At 64.4% G+C, this 16,295-nt stretch carries 16 protein-coding genes; 9 read left to right on the forward strand and 7 right to left on the reverse strand.

All coding sequences use genetic code 11. The features are described 5' to 3' along the window. Positions 1 to 606 precede the first annotated feature (606 nt). Entirely contained in the window at positions 607 to 2,319 is a 1,713-nt protein-coding gene (locus NOG11_RS02175) for an alkaline phosphatase D family protein (RefSeq protein ID WP_256617986.1), read from the reverse strand. Between the two features lie 242 nt (positions 2,320 to 2,561). On the opposite strand from NOG11_RS02175, the gene NOG11_RS02180 reads away from it, so the two are divergent. From NOG11_RS02180 to NOG11_RS02210, 7 genes are all read left to right on the forward strand, one after another. Continuing rightward, positions 2,562 to 3,740, forward strand: a complete 1,179-nt coding sequence (locus tag NOG11_RS02180; protein WP_256617987.1) for a type III PLP-dependent enzyme — start codon at positions 2,562 to 2,564, stop codon at positions 3,738 to 3,740. Further along, positions 3,737 to 4,171, forward strand: coding sequence for an adenosylmethionine decarboxylase (speD, locus tag NOG11_RS02185; protein ID WP_256617988.1), 435 nt, complete (start codon positions 3,737 to 3,739; stop codon positions 4,169 to 4,171). Before NOG11_RS02180 ends, speD begins: the two co-directional genes overlap by 4 nt. 6 nt (positions 4,172 to 4,177) lie before the next feature. Continuing rightward, a complete protein-coding gene (locus NOG11_RS02190) occupies positions 4,178 to 4,465 on the forward strand; it encodes a hypothetical protein (protein WP_256617989.1) in 288 nt (95 codons plus the stop codon). 4 nt (positions 4,466 to 4,469) lie between these two features. After that, positions 4,470 to 5,339, forward strand: a complete 870-nt coding sequence (speE, locus tag NOG11_RS02195) for a polyamine aminopropyltransferase (RefSeq protein ID WP_256617990.1) — start codon at positions 4,470 to 4,472, stop codon at positions 5,337 to 5,339. Positions 5,340 to 5,698: 359 nt separating this feature from the next. Then, positions 5,699 to 6,568, forward strand: a complete 870-nt coding sequence (gene speB / locus NOG11_RS02200; RefSeq protein ID WP_256617991.1) for an agmatinase — start codon at positions 5,699 to 5,701, stop codon at positions 6,566 to 6,568. A gap of 78 nt (positions 6,569 to 6,646) precedes the next feature. Then, entirely contained in the window at positions 6,647 to 7,048 is a 402-nt protein-coding gene (locus NOG11_RS02205; RefSeq protein ID WP_256617992.1) for a hypothetical protein, read from the forward strand. A gap of 4 nt (positions 7,049 to 7,052) precedes the next feature. Continuing rightward, positions 7,053 to 7,481, forward strand: a complete 429-nt coding sequence (locus tag NOG11_RS02210; protein WP_256617993.1) for a phosphatase domain-containing protein — start codon at positions 7,053 to 7,055, stop codon at positions 7,479 to 7,481. A gap of 3 nt (positions 7,482 to 7,484) precedes the next feature. On the opposite strand, the gene NOG11_RS02215 is transcribed toward NOG11_RS02210, so the two are convergent. From NOG11_RS02215 to ileS, 3 genes are all read right to left on the reverse strand, one after another. Then, the gene (locus tag NOG11_RS02215; RefSeq protein ID WP_256618237.1) at positions 7,485 to 8,027 is read right to left on the reverse strand and encodes a DUF3035 domain-containing protein; all 543 of its coding nucleotides are present in this window, start codon (positions 8,025 to 8,027) and stop codon (positions 7,485 to 7,487) included. Between the two features lie 62 nt (positions 8,028 to 8,089). After that, on the reverse strand, positions 8,090 to 8,620 hold the full coding sequence (gene lspA, locus NOG11_RS02220) for a signal peptidase II (RefSeq protein ID WP_256617994.1): 531 nt from the start codon (positions 8,618 to 8,620) through the stop codon (positions 8,090 to 8,092). Continuing rightward, positions 8,617 to 11,496, reverse strand: a complete 2,880-nt coding sequence (gene ileS, locus NOG11_RS02225) for an isoleucine--tRNA ligase (protein WP_256617995.1) — start codon at positions 11,494 to 11,496, stop codon at positions 8,617 to 8,619. The genes lspA and ileS overlap by 4 nt, the downstream gene beginning before the upstream one ends. 47 nt (positions 11,497 to 11,543) lie before the next feature. On the opposite strand from ileS, the gene NOG11_RS02230 reads away from it, so the two are divergent. After that, positions 11,544 to 11,999, forward strand: coding sequence for a GNAT family N-acetyltransferase (locus NOG11_RS02230; RefSeq protein WP_256617996.1), 456 nt, complete (start codon positions 11,544 to 11,546; stop codon positions 11,997 to 11,999). 122 nt (positions 12,000 to 12,121) lie between these two features. Here NOG11_RS02230 and NOG11_RS02235 read toward each other — a convergent pair whose 3' ends face one another. From NOG11_RS02235 to NOG11_RS02245, 3 genes are all read right to left on the reverse strand, one after another. After that, positions 12,122 to 13,045 (reverse strand): bifunctional riboflavin kinase/FAD synthetase, encoded by a 924-nt coding sequence (locus NOG11_RS02235; RefSeq protein ID WP_256617997.1) that lies wholly within the window; start codon positions 13,043 to 13,045, stop codon positions 12,122 to 12,124. Next, positions 13,042 to 13,899: a TIGR01459 family HAD-type hydrolase gene (locus tag NOG11_RS02240; RefSeq protein ID WP_256617998.1), complete on the reverse strand. Its 858-nt coding sequence runs from the start codon at positions 13,897 to 13,899 to the stop codon at positions 13,042 to 13,044. Before NOG11_RS02240 ends, NOG11_RS02235 begins: the two co-directional genes overlap by 4 nt. 499 nt (positions 13,900 to 14,398) lie before the next feature. Then, on the reverse strand, positions 14,399 to 15,601 hold the full coding sequence (locus tag NOG11_RS02245) for a glycine C-acetyltransferase (RefSeq protein ID WP_256617999.1): 1,203 nt from the start codon (positions 15,599 to 15,601) through the stop codon (positions 14,399 to 14,401). 90 nt (positions 15,602 to 15,691) lie between these two features. Between NOG11_RS02245 and NOG11_RS02250 the strand changes: the two genes are divergently transcribed. Then, on the forward strand, positions 15,692 to 16,171 hold the full coding sequence (locus tag NOG11_RS02250; RefSeq protein WP_256618000.1) for a DUF3291 domain-containing protein: 480 nt from the start codon (positions 15,692 to 15,694) through the stop codon (positions 16,169 to 16,171). The last annotated feature ends 124 nt before the right edge of the window (positions 16,172 to 16,295 follow it).

Here is a 16,295-nt window from a genome sequence, read left to right on the forward strand (position 1 = left end):
CCCCCATGGAATGGGGGAGGTGCCCGAAGGGCGGAGGGGGCAGCGGCACCAGCCAACTTATCCCCGCCCTCGCAGTTTCAGCTACAACCCTTTTGTCCGGTCTTTGCGGGGGAGAGACGTCACTTCTCTTGGGTCCGGACGGGTCTTCGCGCCTTGTGTATAGTGACAGGCGGATGGCGAGAGCTGCGGATCGGCCGCCAGAAGAAGAAGGCCCAGCGCGCGGGCGGTGGTTTGGTCACTTCAGGCCACGGCCGACCCTAGATTGAACCAACACCACCAGCCGTGGCCACGCCCGCGCGCTCCCCGCTTCCGGTGAACTGCCTACGGGCAGGTTTTGGTGCTGAACCAACGTTCCACAGGCACGCTTCCCACGGCGCAGCGCAGCGAAGACCGTGGGACCCATCACCTGAAGGCTGAACATGATCGCACCCATAGGAGCTGGGCACCATGGTCTTCGCCGTGGTGAGCGCTATAGGGAAAGTGAGTGCTAAGGAACGGGCGCTGCAACAAGGACCCAACCCGTAGGGCGGTCAGCGAAGCTGGCCGCGTTCTAAGCGCCGAGTCTCGCAAACGCGGCCAACTCTGCGAGCTGACCGCCCTACGGCTCTACCGGTACAGCACCCGCTCCTTGAAACCGAGGCCCCTGGGGTTGGCGAGCTCGACCGTCCCCCGACGGCGCTTCAGGTCGAAGGCCGCCGAGCGCAGCGCCATGTAGTCCGGGCTCTCGATCGTCGACATGGCGATGAAGTCCACATGGCCCTCGTCGCCATCGAGCTCCAGGAGGAAGTAGCCGTTGCTGACCGGGTCCGTGTACCGAACTTCCGGGTTCTCGCGGCGGAGAAGCAGTGTGTAGTCGAAGGCCTTGTCGCCGAGATAGCTGCCGGGGCCGGGGGAGGTGATACCCGTCGTGCCCAGTTCGACCCCCATGTCGCGCCCGTCGTCGCGCTTGAGGTCGTTGGCCCAGAACTGGTGGGTGTCGCCGGTGAGGACGATGAGGTCCCTGGCCCCCGCCGCCTCGGCTGCATCATAGAAGCGTTCGCGAGCCGCAGGATAGCCGTCCCAGCTGTCGGTGTTGAGGGGCAGCCCCAGGGCGGAGAAGGTGAGGAAGTCGCGCACTTCGGGCCATTGCGGCTCGATCACAGCGATGTCGTCCTCGCTCACATACTCGCCGAGGTCAGGGGCCGCCACGCGGGCGAAGAGCACCTGGTTGGCGATCAGGCGCCAGGTGGCGCCCGAGTTCACCGACGCAGCCAGGCTACCTTCTACGAACTGCCGCTGGGCGTCGCCGAGAAGCTCCCTAGACGGATCACCGAGCACCTCGCGGCGGAAGCGGTCGATGGCTTCGGGCGAGGTCAGGGTGGGGACGATCTCGCTGTACTGAAGCTGCTTGGTCCTTGCGGTCAGGCGGCTCTCGATAGCCGTCAGGGTCAGGAGCTTGCCCCAGGAGTAGGAGCGGAACAGCGCCTCCCGCGCGCCGCCGGGCGCCGGGTCGCGCACGGGCATGTACTCGTAATAGGCCTGGAGCGCGACGAGTTTTCTTGCCTCCCACCGGCCTTCGGTTGCCGGGTCGTGGTTCTCCGCCCCGTCCCGCCAGCTATCGTTCGACGTCTCGTGGTCGTCCCATACGGCGATCAGCGGGTGCGCCGCGTGCATCCTGCGGGAGGAGGGGTCGGCCTTGTACTGACGGTGGCGGCGGCGGTAGTCGTAGAGCGCCACGATCTCATGGGTAGGCTCGTGCTGGCGGCCCAGCTTTTCGCCCTTCTCGCCGCCGTAAGCGTCCCGGCCATACTCGTAGATATAGTCGCCGAGATGCAGCACAGCGTCGATATCGTCCTGCCGTGCGATGTGGTCGTAGGCGTTGAAGTAGCCGAAGGGGTAGTTCGAGCAGCTCGCCACGGCGAACTTGGCCCGCTCGGCGTCCTGAGGCAGCGTCCTCGTCATGCCCACCGGGCTCACCCGATCGAAGACCATGAAGCGGTAGGCGTAGCGGCGGCCCGGCTCAAGGCCGTCGGCCACCACCTTCACCGTGTAGTCCCGCGAGGCATCGGTCTCGGTCCGCTCGGTCCAGACGAGCCGCGAGAAGCTCGCATCCTCGGCGATCTCGACCTGGACGGGTACCGCGCCGCCCTCGACCCCGCCGATGCGGGTCCAGAGGACCACGCTGTCCTCCGCCGGATCGCCCGAGGCCACACCGCAGGAGAAGGTCGCTTCCTCGGCCAGCGCTTCCGCCTTGAACGTGCCGAGTTCGGGCTTGGTGGCGCAGGCCGCGGCGGAGCCTGCAAGGCCGGTCAGAAGGGCGGTACGCCTGGAAATATGCATGGAACTTGCGCCTCCTCGCGGCTTTCTGGGCAAGCGTTAACCCGTCTCACCGTTGAAGACACCCCCTTCACTTCACAACTTTACAATTGTCGCCAAGGGCGCTAGCGGCGCGCTCTGCCGTATCCCACCTAAAGCCTCCGAACGGTTGAGGAGGCCCACTGCACGGGGTCCGGCACTCATGTCTAACGGCGGTCAGGGGGCGGGGAGCCTCGTAGTCGTCTTACACACGGGGGTCCCATGCGGTGGTCCAATTCGATAACGCGCGGCAGCTAGTCGCGAAACTCGCGCCCGAGAGGCCGGTGCTCTGCCGCCGTCCGCACCTGGCGCACCGGGCAGCATCCTTCTTCAAGGAGCGTTTTCCAGGCCACGTCTTCTATGCGGTGAAGGCGAACCCTGCGCCGTGGCTGCTCGAAGCGCTGCATCAGGGCGGTATCGACCATTTCGATGCGGCGAGCCTCACCGAGATCAAACTTGTCCGCGCCCATGCGCCTGGTGCTACGATCGGCTTCATGCACCCGGTCAAGGCCGAGGCGGCGATCCTCGAGGCGTATCAAGAGCACGGCGTGCGCATCTTCAGCCTCGACAGCCTGTCGGAGCTGGCCAAGTTCGAGCGGGTGCTGCCGGACGCCCGTGATCTGACTTTGTGCGTCCGCCTTCAAGTGGGCTCGGACCTCGCCAAGATCAGCCTCGGCTCCAAGTTCGGCGCCGGCGAGGATACCGATGCCGAGCTTCTGCAGCAGGTCCGCGCGCGGGCCGAGCGTCTAGGCGTCTGCTTCCACGTAGGCAGCCAGGCCATGAGCCCGGTGGCCTTCAAAGGTGCTCTCGACCGGGCGGCAAGGGCCGTGCGGCGGGCAGGAGTGATCCTCGACGTGCTCGACGTGGGCGGCGGTTTTCCGGCGGTCTATCCGGGCATGGAGCCGCCCAGCCTCGAGCGCTACTTTGCCGAGATCGAGCGCTGCTTCGAGACCTTCCCCTCGGCGGCGAACGCAGAGCTATGGTGCGAGCCGGGCAGGGCGCTTTCGGCCGATGCGGAGAGCGTCATCGTCAAGGTGATGGGGCGGCGGGGCGACTCGCTCTTCATCAATGACGGCGCCTACGGAGCGCTCTACGACGCGGCGCACCTGGGCTGGCGCTATCCGGCGCAGAACCTCTCGCGCGGCGGCGAGGAGCAGACCTTCGGTCTTTACGGTCCGACCTGCGACGACGCCGACCAGATGCGTGGCCCCTTCTTTCTGCCTGTAGATACGCAGGAGGGCGACTATATCGAGTTCGGCACTCTAGGGGCCTACGGACGAAGTATGGTGACCGGCTTCAACGGATACGGATCGTATCTTGAGGCCGGGCTGACCGACGAACCTTTTTCTTCACTTTATCATACCGGCGCCGAACAGAAGATGGCAGCCGAGGAGATGACTCGATGAGCCAGACTGCACTGCAACTCACCCCCGCCAACGACATCCTCGCGGGCAACACCGAGGCCGACCACTTCATTCAGCGGGGCGGCAAGGTCTATGCCGGAACCCACCTCATCATCGACCTTCTGGGCGCGAAGAACTTGACCGACAAGGCGCTGATGGAGGCCACCTTCAAGCGCATCGTGCGCGAGTGCGGGGCGACGCTGCTCCATATCCACGTGCACACCTTCCTGCCGTCGGGCGGGCTGTCGGGCGTGGCGGTCCTGGCCGAGAGCCATATCTCCGTACACACCTGGCCGGAGCGCGACTACGCCGCCTTCGACGTCTTCATGTGCGGCGACGCCAAGCCGGAGCTGGCCGTGGACATCCTGCGCGAAGCGTTCTCAGCCGAGGAAGCTAATGTGCAGACCTTCTACCGCGGCGAGGGTGTGGCGTAGGCTGCCATGGAGATAACTCTGGATGGGTTTGAGTGGCACGACGCGACGTTGGGCGAGTTCTGCATCGTCGGTCGGAAGCTCCGGCTAAAAATCATCCGTTCAGAAAGTATCCACAAGATCGAGTTGGTGCCGCAACATAAGCTCGAAATTGACTATGCGAATGATTGGGGACCTTCCAACCAGATTCACGAGTTTGAAGAAGGGGACGGCGGCGTTCGTATGGCTTTGCAGTCGGGTTTGGAAATTACGATCACGGGGTGTGAACTTGTTTCTCACGAAGTGACCTGGAGATAGGCGAATGAGCAAGTACCTGCATAAGATCGGCGGCGAGCTCTGGTTCAAGGAGGAGATGGAGGAGGGCATTGGCCACTCCGCCCGCGTGGACAAGGTCCTCTTCGACGATGAGATCGACCACCAGCACCTCGTCGTCTTCGAGAACGCCAAATACGGACGAATGTTCGCGCTGAACGGTATCATTCAGATGACGTCCTCGGACGAGTTCGTCTATCACGAGATGCTGACCCATGTGCCGCTCTATGCACACGGCGAGGCGAAGCGGGTCCTCATCATCGGCGGCGGCGATGGCGGGATCCTGCGCGAGGTGCTGCGTCACAAGTCCGTCCAGAGTGCGACCCTGGTCGAGATCGAGAAGGACGTGATCGAGTTCGCTCGTCAGTGGTTCCCTGAGACCTCGAACGGCGCCTTCGACGATCCGCGCACGAACATCGTCATCACCGACGGCGCGAAATATGTCGAGGAAACCGACGAGCGCTTCGACGTGGTCATCGTCGATTCGACCGACCCCGTCGGCCCCGGCGAGGTCCTCTTCACCGAGGAGTTCTACGCAGGCTGCAAGCGTGTTCTGAACACCGGCGGCATCCTCACGGTGCAGGGAGGCCTCCCCTTCCTGCAGCCCTGGGAGCCGAAGATGATCAAGGAGCGCCAGGAGAAGAGCTTCGCCAATGTCGAGTTCTATGTCGCGGCCGTGCCGACCTATACGGGCGGGCTGATGACCCTCGGCTTCGCGTCCGACGCTCAGTACCCGCACGACGAGACCTGGCTGGCACGGCGGACGTCGGCCAACCCGCTGGAGATGGGGTACTACACGCCGGAGGTGCACGCGGCGGCGTTTGCGCTGCCTGCTTATATACGGAAGGGGTTGGAGTAGGACCGTAGGGCGGCTCGCGAAGCGTGCCGCCTTCGACGGTAGCGCTTATGAACGGCGGCACGCTTCGCGAGCCGCCCTACAAGGACCTCAAGACTTCAACTGCCACCCAGATAGTAACGCCAGCAAGTGCCAAATGGCATTCACAGCCGTGCCTACACAGATGAAACCTACGGTTCCTGAAAAGGCTAGTTTTGTGAACTCGGACCCCGCGGAACTCGCGCTAACCAGTCCGTAGAGGTCAGCACTCAACCCAACTACGAAGAAAATCGTTCCAATAGCCAGGGAAAGCTTCACGACGGAAACCTCCCAGAGTAAAAACCTACGGAAGTTATATTCCACCCTCTCGGAAAACCTCACCCATGACCCTCATGTTCGAACACGATCGCATCCCGGCGCCTGATGATGCGCCGAAGGTCCACATCATCCCCTTCGGCCTCGAGGACACCGTCTCTTACGAGGGCGGCACGGCCAAGGCGCCCCAGGCGATCTTCCGGGCGGCGAAGGAGGTGGAGCTTTTCGACGACGAGCTCTGGCAGGAGCCGATCCGAAAGTTCAACGAGGAGATCGTCGAGACCGGCCCCATCGCCCCCACCATCGAGGAGGGCATGGGCCAGCTCGAAGACCTCGTGCGCAAGACCCTGGACGCAGGCGCCTTTCCCATGACTTTGGGCGGTGAGCACTCGATCACCCCCGGCGCCATCAAGCCGCTGGTCGAAAAACACGGCGAGCTGCACCTCCTCCAGTTCGACGCCCATGCCGACCTGCGCGACATGTTCCGCGGCGACTATTACAGCCACGCCAACGCCATGCGCCGGTGCCTCGACGATGACCGCGTGACGCTGACGAGCTTCGGCATCCGCAACATCAGCCGCACGGAAATCCCCTTCTACGAGGAGCACAAGGACGAGCGCATCCGCATCCACTGGGCGCGGGAGAAGGCTAAGTGGGACGTGGAGGAGGCGGTCGAGCACCTGCGCGGCAAGCCGGTCTATGTCACCTTCGACGTGGACGGCTTCGACAGCTCGCTCATGCCGGCCACCGGGACGCCGGAGCCAGGCGGCATGTTCTGGGACGACGTCATCCCCATCCTGCGCCGGACATTCGAGATTGCGGACGTTGTCGGCGCCGATATCGTCGAGCTAGCGCCCCGGCCCGAGCTGCACGGTTGTGATTTCCTGGCCGCTAAGCTCTGCTACAAGATGCTGTCTTACAAATTTGCTCTCGATTAACTCGCTTTTCGCACTGTGCTCCTCTTGAATATGTGGTAAGCTTTGCCCAGTTGCGTCCTAGGAGAGAGGACAACGACGATGAAACCGACAGAAAACGCCATGAGCCGCCGGACCCAAATGGCCAGGGGAGCGGGCGCCGCCGTCGGTACCTTCATCATCGCCACGGTTGCTTTGGCGCTGACCGTCACCCTCACCGGCAACACTGAGCTGGTGCATGGCGGCGAGGCTGCCGCCGGGCAGGGCTTCATTCAGATGACCAGCGCCGCCGCCTTCAGCATCGCCAGCGCGGTGATGAGCCTGGTGATGGCGTCGGTTTCCTTCGTCACCGCTGCGGGTGCCACCGTGCTTAGTCTCGCCTTCGGCGCCGCCGGGATTGTCGGTGCCGCCGTGGTCGGCCTCGGCGTGGTGACCGGTCCGGTGCTGTTGATCGCCGCTATCGTTATCCTGGTGAAGCGCCGCTTCTTCCCGGACGTTATCTGAGGCGTTGTTCGTCGTCTTCGATTTGGACGGCACGCTGGCGCTGATCGAGCATCGCAGGCACTTCATTCAAGGCGGGCGCCGGAACTGGCCCGCCTTTTTTCGTGCCTGCAGCGATGACGAGCCGAACCGGCCGATCGTCGCAATGTTTCAGGAGCTGAGCGCCGCCGGGCACCGGGTGGAGATCTGGTCAGGCCGCTCGGACGAGGTCCGTGCCGAGACCGATGAGTGGCTCGCACAGCATGTGGGGGAGGGCGTCACCGCCAACCGGATGCGGCCCGAGAAGGACTACCAGCCAGACGTCGCGCTCAAGGAGAGCTGGCTGCGGGAGGAAGCATTCCCGCCGGACCTCGTCTTCGACGACCGACAGGGCGTGGTGGATATGTGGCGGCGCAACGGCATCGTCTGCGCCCAGGTGGCACCGGGCGACTTCTGATCCCTACTTCACCCCAGGAAGCCGGAGGATACCCCGGTCATCGGTCGCGATGGTCACAGCGTTGCCCTCGCCTACCACCGAGCGGATGGAGTTACGGCGGCCTTCGAGCCACTCTTCACGGTTGTCGACCACCAGCGGCGCGCGGCTGTCGTCGATCTCGTCGCCGTTGAAGTCCCAGAAGAGGAGGCGGGTGGTGAGGCTGTCGCTCTTCTCCGCGCGGCCGCCATTCTCAGCGGCGAGGATCGCCCTGATCGAGGGGTCCACATCGAGGGCGCCGACGGCGGAGACCAAGGCCAGCTCACCGTTCGATGGCGGCTCCGAAGACTGATCACCGAGGAGGAGCTGCTGCGTGCGCTGGGTGGTGGAGAGCTCCTCGGGCCGGGTCTCGCCGGGGCGCGGGGGCTCCAGCGCATAGTCCGGCGGCACGGTGAGGGGCGGCTTGGTGATGACGGCGAACTCGTCCGGCGCGTTGCGGTCGGAAAGGGGACCGCTGCTGCAGGCCGCCAGAAGCGCGGCGGAGGACAAAAGGACGAGCTGACGACGCATAGACACCTTCGGAACTGTTGTGCGGCTCACGTCCTACAACGGGGGAGCGGAACCACCAAGACCTAACCGGATGAAGAACCGGCACGCTCGCGCCGCTCCACCACCAGCCAGTCATAGAGGAGGAAGGCGACGCCGATATTGATCGCGGCGTCGGCCACGTTGAAGACGTAGCCGAAGCCGATGCCGCTGAAGTCCAGAAAATCAACCACATAGCCGTAGAAGACCCGGTCGATCAGGTTCCCGACCGCGCCGCCCAGGATCAGCCCGGCGGCAATGGCGGAGAAACGCCGCTCGGTCTTGGCGAGCCACCTTACAATGAAGACGGAGACCACGATGGAAACGAGCGACAGGAACACCCGGCTCGCCATACCCCCTGCGAGAAGGCCGAAGCTGATGCCTCGGTTCTCTACGTAAGTGAGGTCAAAGATGGGGCTGAGTTCGACCTTACCGCCGATCCGGCCCGGCAGCTCGAGAAGGTGCAGTACCCAGAGCTTCGTCGCCTGGTCGAGCACCAAGGTCACTGCCGCCAGGATCATCCCCATACGGAAAAGCGGGCGCTTGTGCACCGGCGGAAGAGGCCAGAGGATGGTCATGCTCCGGTCGCCTCTTTGCAGCGTAGGCAAAGAGCGCCTTCCTCCGGCACCTCCGGCAGGATACGCCAGCACCGGCCGCATTTATCGCCCTCGGCACGGGAGATGATGACCGCGACGCCCGGCTGTTCGGCCAGGCGGAAGGCGCTGTCCGCTGCAGGGCTCGGCCCAAGCATGGCCTGCGAGGTGATCGCCAGTTCGGCCCAGTCCTGGTCTTTCGCCAGTTCGGCCAGTTCTGCGTCGTCGATATAAAGGCCCGTGGCCGCGTCCAAGCTGCCGCGGATCTCCTTCTCGTTGCGCCGCTCTTCGATGGCGCCGGTGACCACACGGCGAATGCCGCGCAGCTTGGTCCAGCGTTCGGCAAGCGCTTCGTCGCGGTAGCTTTCCGGGAGTTCGCTAAACTGAAGAAGGTGCACGGAGGGTTTGCGCTCGCCGAGGCCTTCGGGGAAGTGGTCGTAGACCTCCTCCGCCGTGAACGGACAGACGGGGGCGAGGAGCCTGACCATGGTTTCCAGGAGCTGCGCCATGACCGTCCGGGTGGAGCGGCGCTTCACGTTGTCCGGCGCGTCGCAGTAGAGGCAGTCCTTGCGCACATCGAAATAGAAGGCCGAGAGGTCCTGGATGGCGAACTCGGAGAGCGCGCGCCAGGAGGCCTTGAAGTTGTAGTCCTCGAAACCCTTCCTGACGCGGGCGTCCACCTCGTGAAGCCGGTGGAGGATGTAGCGCTCCAGCTCCGGCATCTCAGAGGCCGACACCGCTTCCTTCGCGTCGTAGCCGTCAAGTGCGGAGAGAAGATAGCGCAGCGTGTTGCGCACCTTACGGTAGGCATCGACGGCGGAGGAGAGGATCTCGTCACCGACGCGGATGTCCTCCTGCACGTCCGAGCTCGCCACCCAGATGCGCAGGATATCAGCGCCGTATTTGTTCGTGATCTCGTCAGGACCCACCACATTGCCCAGGGATTTGGACATCTTGCGGCCCTTATCGTCCATGACGAAGCCGTGGGTGAAGACCGCCTTGTACGGAGCTCTGCCGCGCGTACCGCAGCCCTCTAGAAGCGAGGATTGGAACCAGCCGCGGTGCTGGTCCGAGCCTTCCATGTAGAGGTCGGCGGGCCAGGTGAGGTCGTCCCGCGCCTCCAGCGTGAAGGCATGGGTGCAGCCCGAATCGAACCAGACATCGAGGATGTCGTTCACTTTCTCGTACTGGCTGGCATCGTAGGAGCCGCCGAGGAAATCCTCAGCAGGCGTACCGAACCAGGCGTCGGCTCCACCTTCGCGAACGGCTTCGATGATGCGCTTATTGACGGCCTGGTCCACCAGCGGCTCGCCCTTGGCGTCCACGAACAAGGTGATCGGTACACCCCAGGCCCGCTGGCGGGAGACGAGCCAATCGGGCCGCGTCTCGACCATGCCGCGCAGGCGGTTGCGGCCGGAAGGGGGGTAGAACTCGGTGTCCTCGATGGCCCCGAGGGCTACCTCTCGCAGCGAGCCTTCGCCCTCGCCCACACGGATGAACCATTGCGGCGTGTTGCGGAACAGGACCGGCGCCTTGGAACGCCAGGAATGGGGGTAGGAGTGGGTGAGGCGGCCGCGCGCGAGGAGCGATCCGTGTTCGGTCAGCGCCTTAATGACCTCGGGGTTGGCATCGCCGTCCTTGCCCGCCTTCTTGCCGTCGGTGCGGAAGATCTTGCGGCCCTCGAAGCCTGGCGCCTCGTCCGTATAGGCACCGTCCGGGCCGACCGTGTAGGGGATGGCGTCGAGGGGCAGGCCGGCGGCGAGCCAGGCGAAGTAGTCCTCCTGGCCGTGGCTCGGTGCCGTATGCACGAAGCCCGTACCTGCCTCGTCGGTGACGTGATCGCCGGGCAGCATGTGCACCTCGAAGCCATACGCATCAGCGTGCCCGGCCAGGGGGTGCTTCAGCTTGGTGCCAGCGAGCTGCGATGGTGCGACATCGGAAAGGCGTTTGAAACCACTGACGAAGGCTGCCGCGAAGACATCCTCATGAAGAGCATCGGCTAGGATCAGCCGGTCGCCAGGCTTGGCGAAGGGTGCGAAGTCGAGGTCGTCTCGGACGCTCTCCACCTCGTAGAGACCGTAGCCGAGGCCTTCACCATAGCAGACCGCGCGGTTGGCCGGGATGGTCCAGGGGGTGGTGGTCCAGATGACCACATCCGCGCCTTCTAGGCCTGCCGGGGCGTCTACGAACGGGAAGCGCACCCAGATGGTGGTGGACTGATGATCGTGGTACTCGATCTCGGCCTCGGCGAGCGCGGTCTGCTCCACCGGCGACCACATGATCGGCTTCGAGCCTCGATAGACGAGGCCCTTCTCGGCGAAGGTCAGGAACTCGGCGACGATGGCGGCTTCGGTGCCGAAATCCATGGTCTTGTAGGGGTTCTGCCAGTCGCCCTCGACACCGAGGCGGCGGAACTCTTCGCGCTGGATGTCGATCCACTTGGCGGCGTAGGCCCGGCACTCGGTGCGGAACTCCGAGGGCGGAACGTCTTCCTTCTTGCGTCCTTTGCCGCGGAAGGCCTCCTCCACCTTCCACTCGATGGGCAGGCCGTGGCAGTCCCAGCCGGGCACGTAGTTCGCATCGAAGCCTGCCATCTGTCGGGTGCGGACGATCAGGTCCTTGATGGTCTTGTTGAGCGCCGTGCCTAGGTGCAGGTGCCCGTTGGCGTAGGGCGGGCCGTCATGCAGCACGTAAGGGGTCCGCCCCTTCGCATCCTCTCGCAGCTTGCCGTAGAGCCCCATCTCGTCCCAGCGCTTCAGGATCTGCGGCTCTTTCTTGGGCAGGCCGCCGCGCATCGGGAACTCGGTCGCCGGGAGGAAGAGGGTGTCTTTGTAGTCGTTCTTGGGTTGATCGTCAGCCATCAGGCGCGCTTAGCGGGGGTTTGGCCCAAGGGCTAGGAGGTTGTGAGATGGTGCGCATCATCGAGGTCCCTAGCGACAACGAGCGGGTGCAGACGCTGATCGCCGTGCAGAAAGCCTACTCCATCGAGCACACCCCGCCCGGCAGCGGGCACGCCATTGTAGCAGGGGGAAAGCCCGAGGGGCGTTTCTTTCTGGCGGTCCTGGGGGAGGAGGCTGCTGGCTGCATTGCGTTGAAGGGGCTCGGGGAGGGCGTTGCGGAGATCAAGGCGATGCATGTCTATGAGCGCTTCCGGGGGCAGGGGATCGCATCGGCGCTGGTGGCGCGTTTGGTCGAGGAGGCGAAGGTTGGCGGGGTAGAGGTGCTCAAACTGGAGACCGGGCCGAACGAGCCCTGGGCGGCCTCGCGGGCGGTTTATACGAAGGCCGGTTTTACGCCGTGCGAGCGCTATGGGGAGTATGCGGCGGACCCGTTCAGCTACTGCATGGAGCTTCGGTTGAACTAAGCCGTCATCCCGGACTTGATCCGGGATCCATGGCCTAACCGTGCTGAACATGCTGCCGTCGCGCAGGTTTCGGACCTCAGTCCATGGGTCCCGGATAGCCTTCGGCTTCCGGGATGACGGGTTCAAACCACCGCTCTTGCAGCCTCGCTGTCCTTGGCGATCTGCGCCTTCAGCGCGTCGAGCCCGTCCATCTTACGCTCCTCGCGGATGAAGCGGATAAAGTGGCAGTCGATGGTCTTGCCGTAGAGGTCGCCGTCGAAGTCGAAGAGATGCACCTCCAGGCGCTCCTCCTTGCCGTCGACGGTGGGGCGGATGCCGATATTGGTGACGGCGCCGTGGGTGTTGCCGTCCACCACTGCCTGGCAGGCATAGACGCCGTACTTTGGGCGGATGACGTCGCCTAGGACGACGTTTGCCGTGGGGAAGCCCAGGGTTCTCGCCAGCTCCCGCCCACGTACCACCTCGCCGCGCACGAACCAGTCTCGGCCCAGGACGGCCTTGGCATCTCCGGGCCTGCCTTCGCGCAAGGCGCCGCGGGCGGTGCTGGAGGAGTGCTTCTGCTCTCCCTCGCCCACCGGCTCGATGGCTCGGTAGGTCATGCCGACCTCGCCTGCGATCTTGGCTAGGGTTTCCGAAGAGCCCGCGCGGTCCTTACCGAACTGGAAGTCCTGCCCGGTGACGATACCGGAGAGACCGAGGGTCTCGGCGAGCACGCCGCGCACGAAGGCATCGGGGGACTGCTTGTAGAGCTCCGGGATGAAGGGGAGGGCGAAGATGTGTTCGCAGCCCGCCTCCTCTAGCAGCTCGGCCTTCACCTCCAGCGGGGTAAGGAGGAAGGGCGGGGCGTCGGGGTTGAAGACCCGCCGTGGGTGCGGCTCGAAGGTGACGGCGGCGAGGGGGCGACCCATTTCCTCGGCCACCTTTTTCGCCTCAGCGATGAGCGTCTGGTGCCCGAGATGCACGCCGTCGAGATTGCCCATGACAGCCACCGCGCCGCGTAGGGGCTCGGCCAGGGAGCAGGCGAGGGGCGCGCGGACGAGGCTCACCAGGCAATCGTGTCCATGGCGTACTCGGCGTGCACCCCGTCGGCATCAAGTGCTTGGGCCAGCTTGTCCCCGGAGAGCTTACCGTCCTTGCGCGCCGCTTCGGCGAAAATGCCATCGGCGACGAAGACGCAGTCGATGCCCTGCGCGTTGGCGCCCTTGATGTCGGTGCCGATGCCGTCGCCGATGGCGAGGAGCTTACTGGGCTCGCGGCCTGCGATCTGGGCCATGCGGGCCTTGGCGAGCTCGTAGATCGGCGGGTGGGGCTTGCCGCCCAATAGCACCTTCCCGCCAAGCTGTTCGTAGAGCTGACCCAAGGCGCCTGCGCAGTAGATCAGCTTGTCGCCGTAGCGCACCACGATGTCGGGGTTGGCGCAGACCATGGGCAGGCCCCGCTTGGCAGGCTCAGTCAGGAGGCCGCGATAGTCCTCGGGCGTCTCGGTCTCGTCGTCGTTCGGGCCTGAGCAGAAGATGGCGTCGGCCCCCGAGAGAGGCGCCAGCTCGATGTCCACGGCGGCGAAGAGGCCGTCATCCTTGGAGGGGCCGATGCGGTAGAAGCTCTTGCCTGCCATCTCGCGCACGATCTGGCGGGTGGCGTCGCCCGAGGTCACGACCGCATCGTAGGCCTCGCGCGGTAGGCCGAGCCTGTCGAGCTGGGCGGGGATCACGTCTGAGAGGCGCGGAGCGTTGGTCAGCACCACCACCGGGCCGCGGGTCTCGCGGAACTTCGTCAGCGCTTCGGCAGCGCCGGGGAACAGCTCGCGCCCATTATGAATGACTCCCCAGGCATCGCAGAGAAGGCCGTCATACTCGCCCGCGATCTCGGAGAGACCGGTGATCAGCTTGGTCGCGCTCATGGTTCGGCGATAGGGGCGAATGGGGAGAGGGGCAAGCGGGAGATGGGCCGGGGTATGCCGTAGGGCGGAACGCGAAGCTTTCCGCCTCGCGGGCACTCAACGAATGGCGGATGGCTTCGCAATCCGCCCTACGAACTATTGCTTGGCAATCGGGATGTTCTCCAGCCAGCGAATGATTGCTGGAACCCTTCTACCAGATGCCTTCCAAGCCGCTCTACCTCCGTCGAGGAAAACGACCGCTAGAAGTGCTATCGGTCCCCATACGATAACATTACCGAGGATGAGCATCCAACTACGTTGAAGACCATCGTCGAAACAGAGCTCGGGTAGATCTTCTCCGCCACAATGCTTCCAATCGAGATACAGGTCTATCCCTAGAGAAGACAAACCTGCGAACAGTATGAAGAGTACGAACAGGACGCAGACAAAACTGAGCGAGAACAGAACGCCCGCAAGTGCTATAAAGACGACGTTGCGCACCAGCTAACTTACCGCTCGTTCAAATCGCCCCGACCTCGCGCCCGACCTTCACGAAAGCATCCACCGTGCGTCTCACCTGTTCTTCCGTATGAGCAGCATTCATCTGGGTGCGTATTCTCGCCTTGCCGCGCGGGACCACGGGGAAGCTGAAGCCGGTGACGAAGACGCCCTCGTCCAGAAGCTTGGCCGCCATGGTCTGCGCCTTCTTGGCGTCGTAGAGCATGACGGGGATGATGGGGTGCTCGCCGGGGAGGAGGTCGAAGCCTGCTTCGGTCATCAGGGAGCGGAAGAGCTCGGCGTTCGCGAAGAGCTGCTTGCGCAGATCGCCCCCCTCGCGGACGAGGTGGAGGGCGCGGCGGGAGGCTTCGACCAGCGCCGGGGCGAGGGCGTTGGAGAAGAGGTAGGGGCGGGCGCGCTGGCGCAGCAGGTCCACGACTTCCTGACGTGCGCAGATGAAGCCGCCCATGCCGCCGCCCAGCGCCTTGCCCAGCGTGCCGGTGAGGATGTCGACCCTTCCCATGACGCCGCAATGCTCGTGGGTGCCGCGGCCACCTTCGCCCATGAAGCCGGTGGCGTGGCAGTCATCCACCATGACCAGAGCGCCGTACTTGTCGGCCAGGTCGCAGATGGCGCCAAGCTGGGCTATAGTGCCGTCCATGGAGAAGACGCCGTCGGTGACGATGAGTTTCGTCCGTGCCCTCGCTTCATCGGCGTCCTTCAGCTGCTGCTCCAGCGAGGCCATGTCGTTGTTGTCGAAGCGGTAGCGCTGCGCCTTACACAGACGAACCCCGTCGATGATCGAGGCGTGGTTGAGGGCGTCGGAGATGATGGCGTCTTCCTTGCCGAGGAGCGGCTCGAAGACGGCGGCGTTGGCGTCGAAACACGCCGCGAAAGTGATCGTGTCCTCGAAGCCCAGCCAGTCGGCCAGCTCGCGCTCGAGCTTGCGGTGGATCTCTTGCGTGCCGCAGATGAAGCGCACCGAGGCCATGCCGTAGCCGTGGCTCTCGGCGCCTTCTTGCGCGGCGCGGATCAGCTCGGGGTGGTCGGCGAGGCCGAGATAGTTGTTGGCGCAGAAATTGAGCGCGCGCACCTCGCGGCCCTCATGGCTGATCGTGACCTCCGGTCCCTGTTTGGAGGTGATGAGGCGCTCGGGCTTGGTCAGGCCCTCCTCCTCGATCTCATGCAGGGTATCGCGGATGCGGGCGTAGAATGCGTCGGTCATCGGTTCCTCCGTCGGGGTGCTGCGCACCGCGGTCGTGTTCTTCCTGCCCGGTAGCTAGGCTCTTTGGCGCAGTGATGAAAGGTAGAGGGCATGGAGCAGCCTGAAGGAACGCATCTCGCGGAGATCAATATCGGGCGGACGAAGGGCACGGTGGATGACCCGGTGATGAAGGAGTTCTTCGACCGTGTCGACGCGATCAACGCGCTGGCCGAACGCTCGCCGGGCTTCGTCTGGCGCATGACGGGGGAGGGCAACCACGCCATGGATGTGCGCTGGACGCCAGACCCCTTGGACGCCGTCAACCTGTCCGTATGGGAAACGCCTGCCGATCTCGCCAACTATGTTTGGAAGACGGCCCATCAACATGTCTACAACCGCAAGGCGGAATGGTTCGTGCCCTCGGAGAAGCCGCATTTCGTCATGTGGTGGGTGCCGATCGGGCACCTTCCCAGCCTCGACGAGGCCGTTGGCAGGCTCGAGCAGTACCGCGCTCACGGCCCTTCCGACCAGGCTTTCGGCTGGCAAGAGCTTCCCGAAGCGAAGCTCTTCAGGGAGCGCCGCTGCGCTTGAGTTTTGGTACTGCCGCCCCCTCAGCCTGCCGGCAGCTCCCCCACCAGTGGGGAGCGAAATAGGGAACAACGGTTGGTTTGCTTCCCTCCCCCATGGAATGGGGGAGGTGCCCGAAGGGCGGAGG

This window comes from Parvularcula maris, assembly GCF_024505085.1.
GTDB classification, from domain to species: domain Bacteria; phylum Pseudomonadota; class Alphaproteobacteria; order Caulobacterales; family Parvularculaceae; genus Parvularcula; species Parvularcula maris.

Coding starts and splice junctions, on each gene's coding strand:
- NOG11_RS02175 (WP_256617986.1), bottom strand. CDS start 2,319: ATGCATATTTCCAGGCGTACCGCCCTTCTGACCGGCCTTGCAGGCTCC.
- speD (WP_256617988.1), top strand. CDS start 3,737: ATGAGCCAGACTGCACTGCAACTCACCCCCGCCAACGACATCCTCGCG.
- NOG11_RS02190 (WP_256617989.1), top strand. CDS start 4,178: ATGGAGATAACTCTGGATGGGTTTGAGTGGCACGACGCGACGTTGGGC.
- speE (WP_256617990.1), top strand. CDS start 4,470: ATGAGCAAGTACCTGCATAAGATCGGCGGCGAGCTCTGGTTCAAGGAG.
- speB (WP_256617991.1), top strand. CDS start 5,699: ATGACCCTCATGTTCGAACACGATCGCATCCCGGCGCCTGATGATGCG.
- NOG11_RS02205 (WP_256617992.1), top strand. CDS start 6,647: ATGAAACCGACAGAAAACGCCATGAGCCGCCGGACCCAAATGGCCAGG.
- NOG11_RS02215 (WP_256618237.1), bottom strand. CDS start 8,027: ATGCGTCGTCAGCTCGTCCTTTTGTCCTCCGCCGCGCTTCTGGCGGCC.
- lspA (WP_256617994.1), bottom strand. CDS start 8,620: ATGACCATCCTCTGGCCTCTTCCGCCGGTGCACAAGCGCCCGCTTTTC.
- ileS (WP_256617995.1), bottom strand. CDS start 11,496: ATGGCTGACGATCAACCCAAGAACGACTACAAAGACACCCTCTTCCTC.
- NOG11_RS02230 (WP_256617996.1), top strand. CDS start 11,544: ATGGTGCGCATCATCGAGGTCCCTAGCGACAACGAGCGGGTGCAGACG.
- NOG11_RS02240 (WP_256617998.1), bottom strand. CDS start 13,899: ATGAGCGCGACCAAGCTGATCACCGGTCTCTCCGAGATCGCGGGCGAG.
- NOG11_RS02245 (WP_256617999.1), bottom strand. CDS start 15,601: ATGACCGACGCATTCTACGCCCGCATCCGCGATACCCTGCATGAGATC.
- NOG11_RS02250 (WP_256618000.1), top strand. CDS start 15,692: ATGGAGCAGCCTGAAGGAACGCATCTCGCGGAGATCAATATCGGGCGG.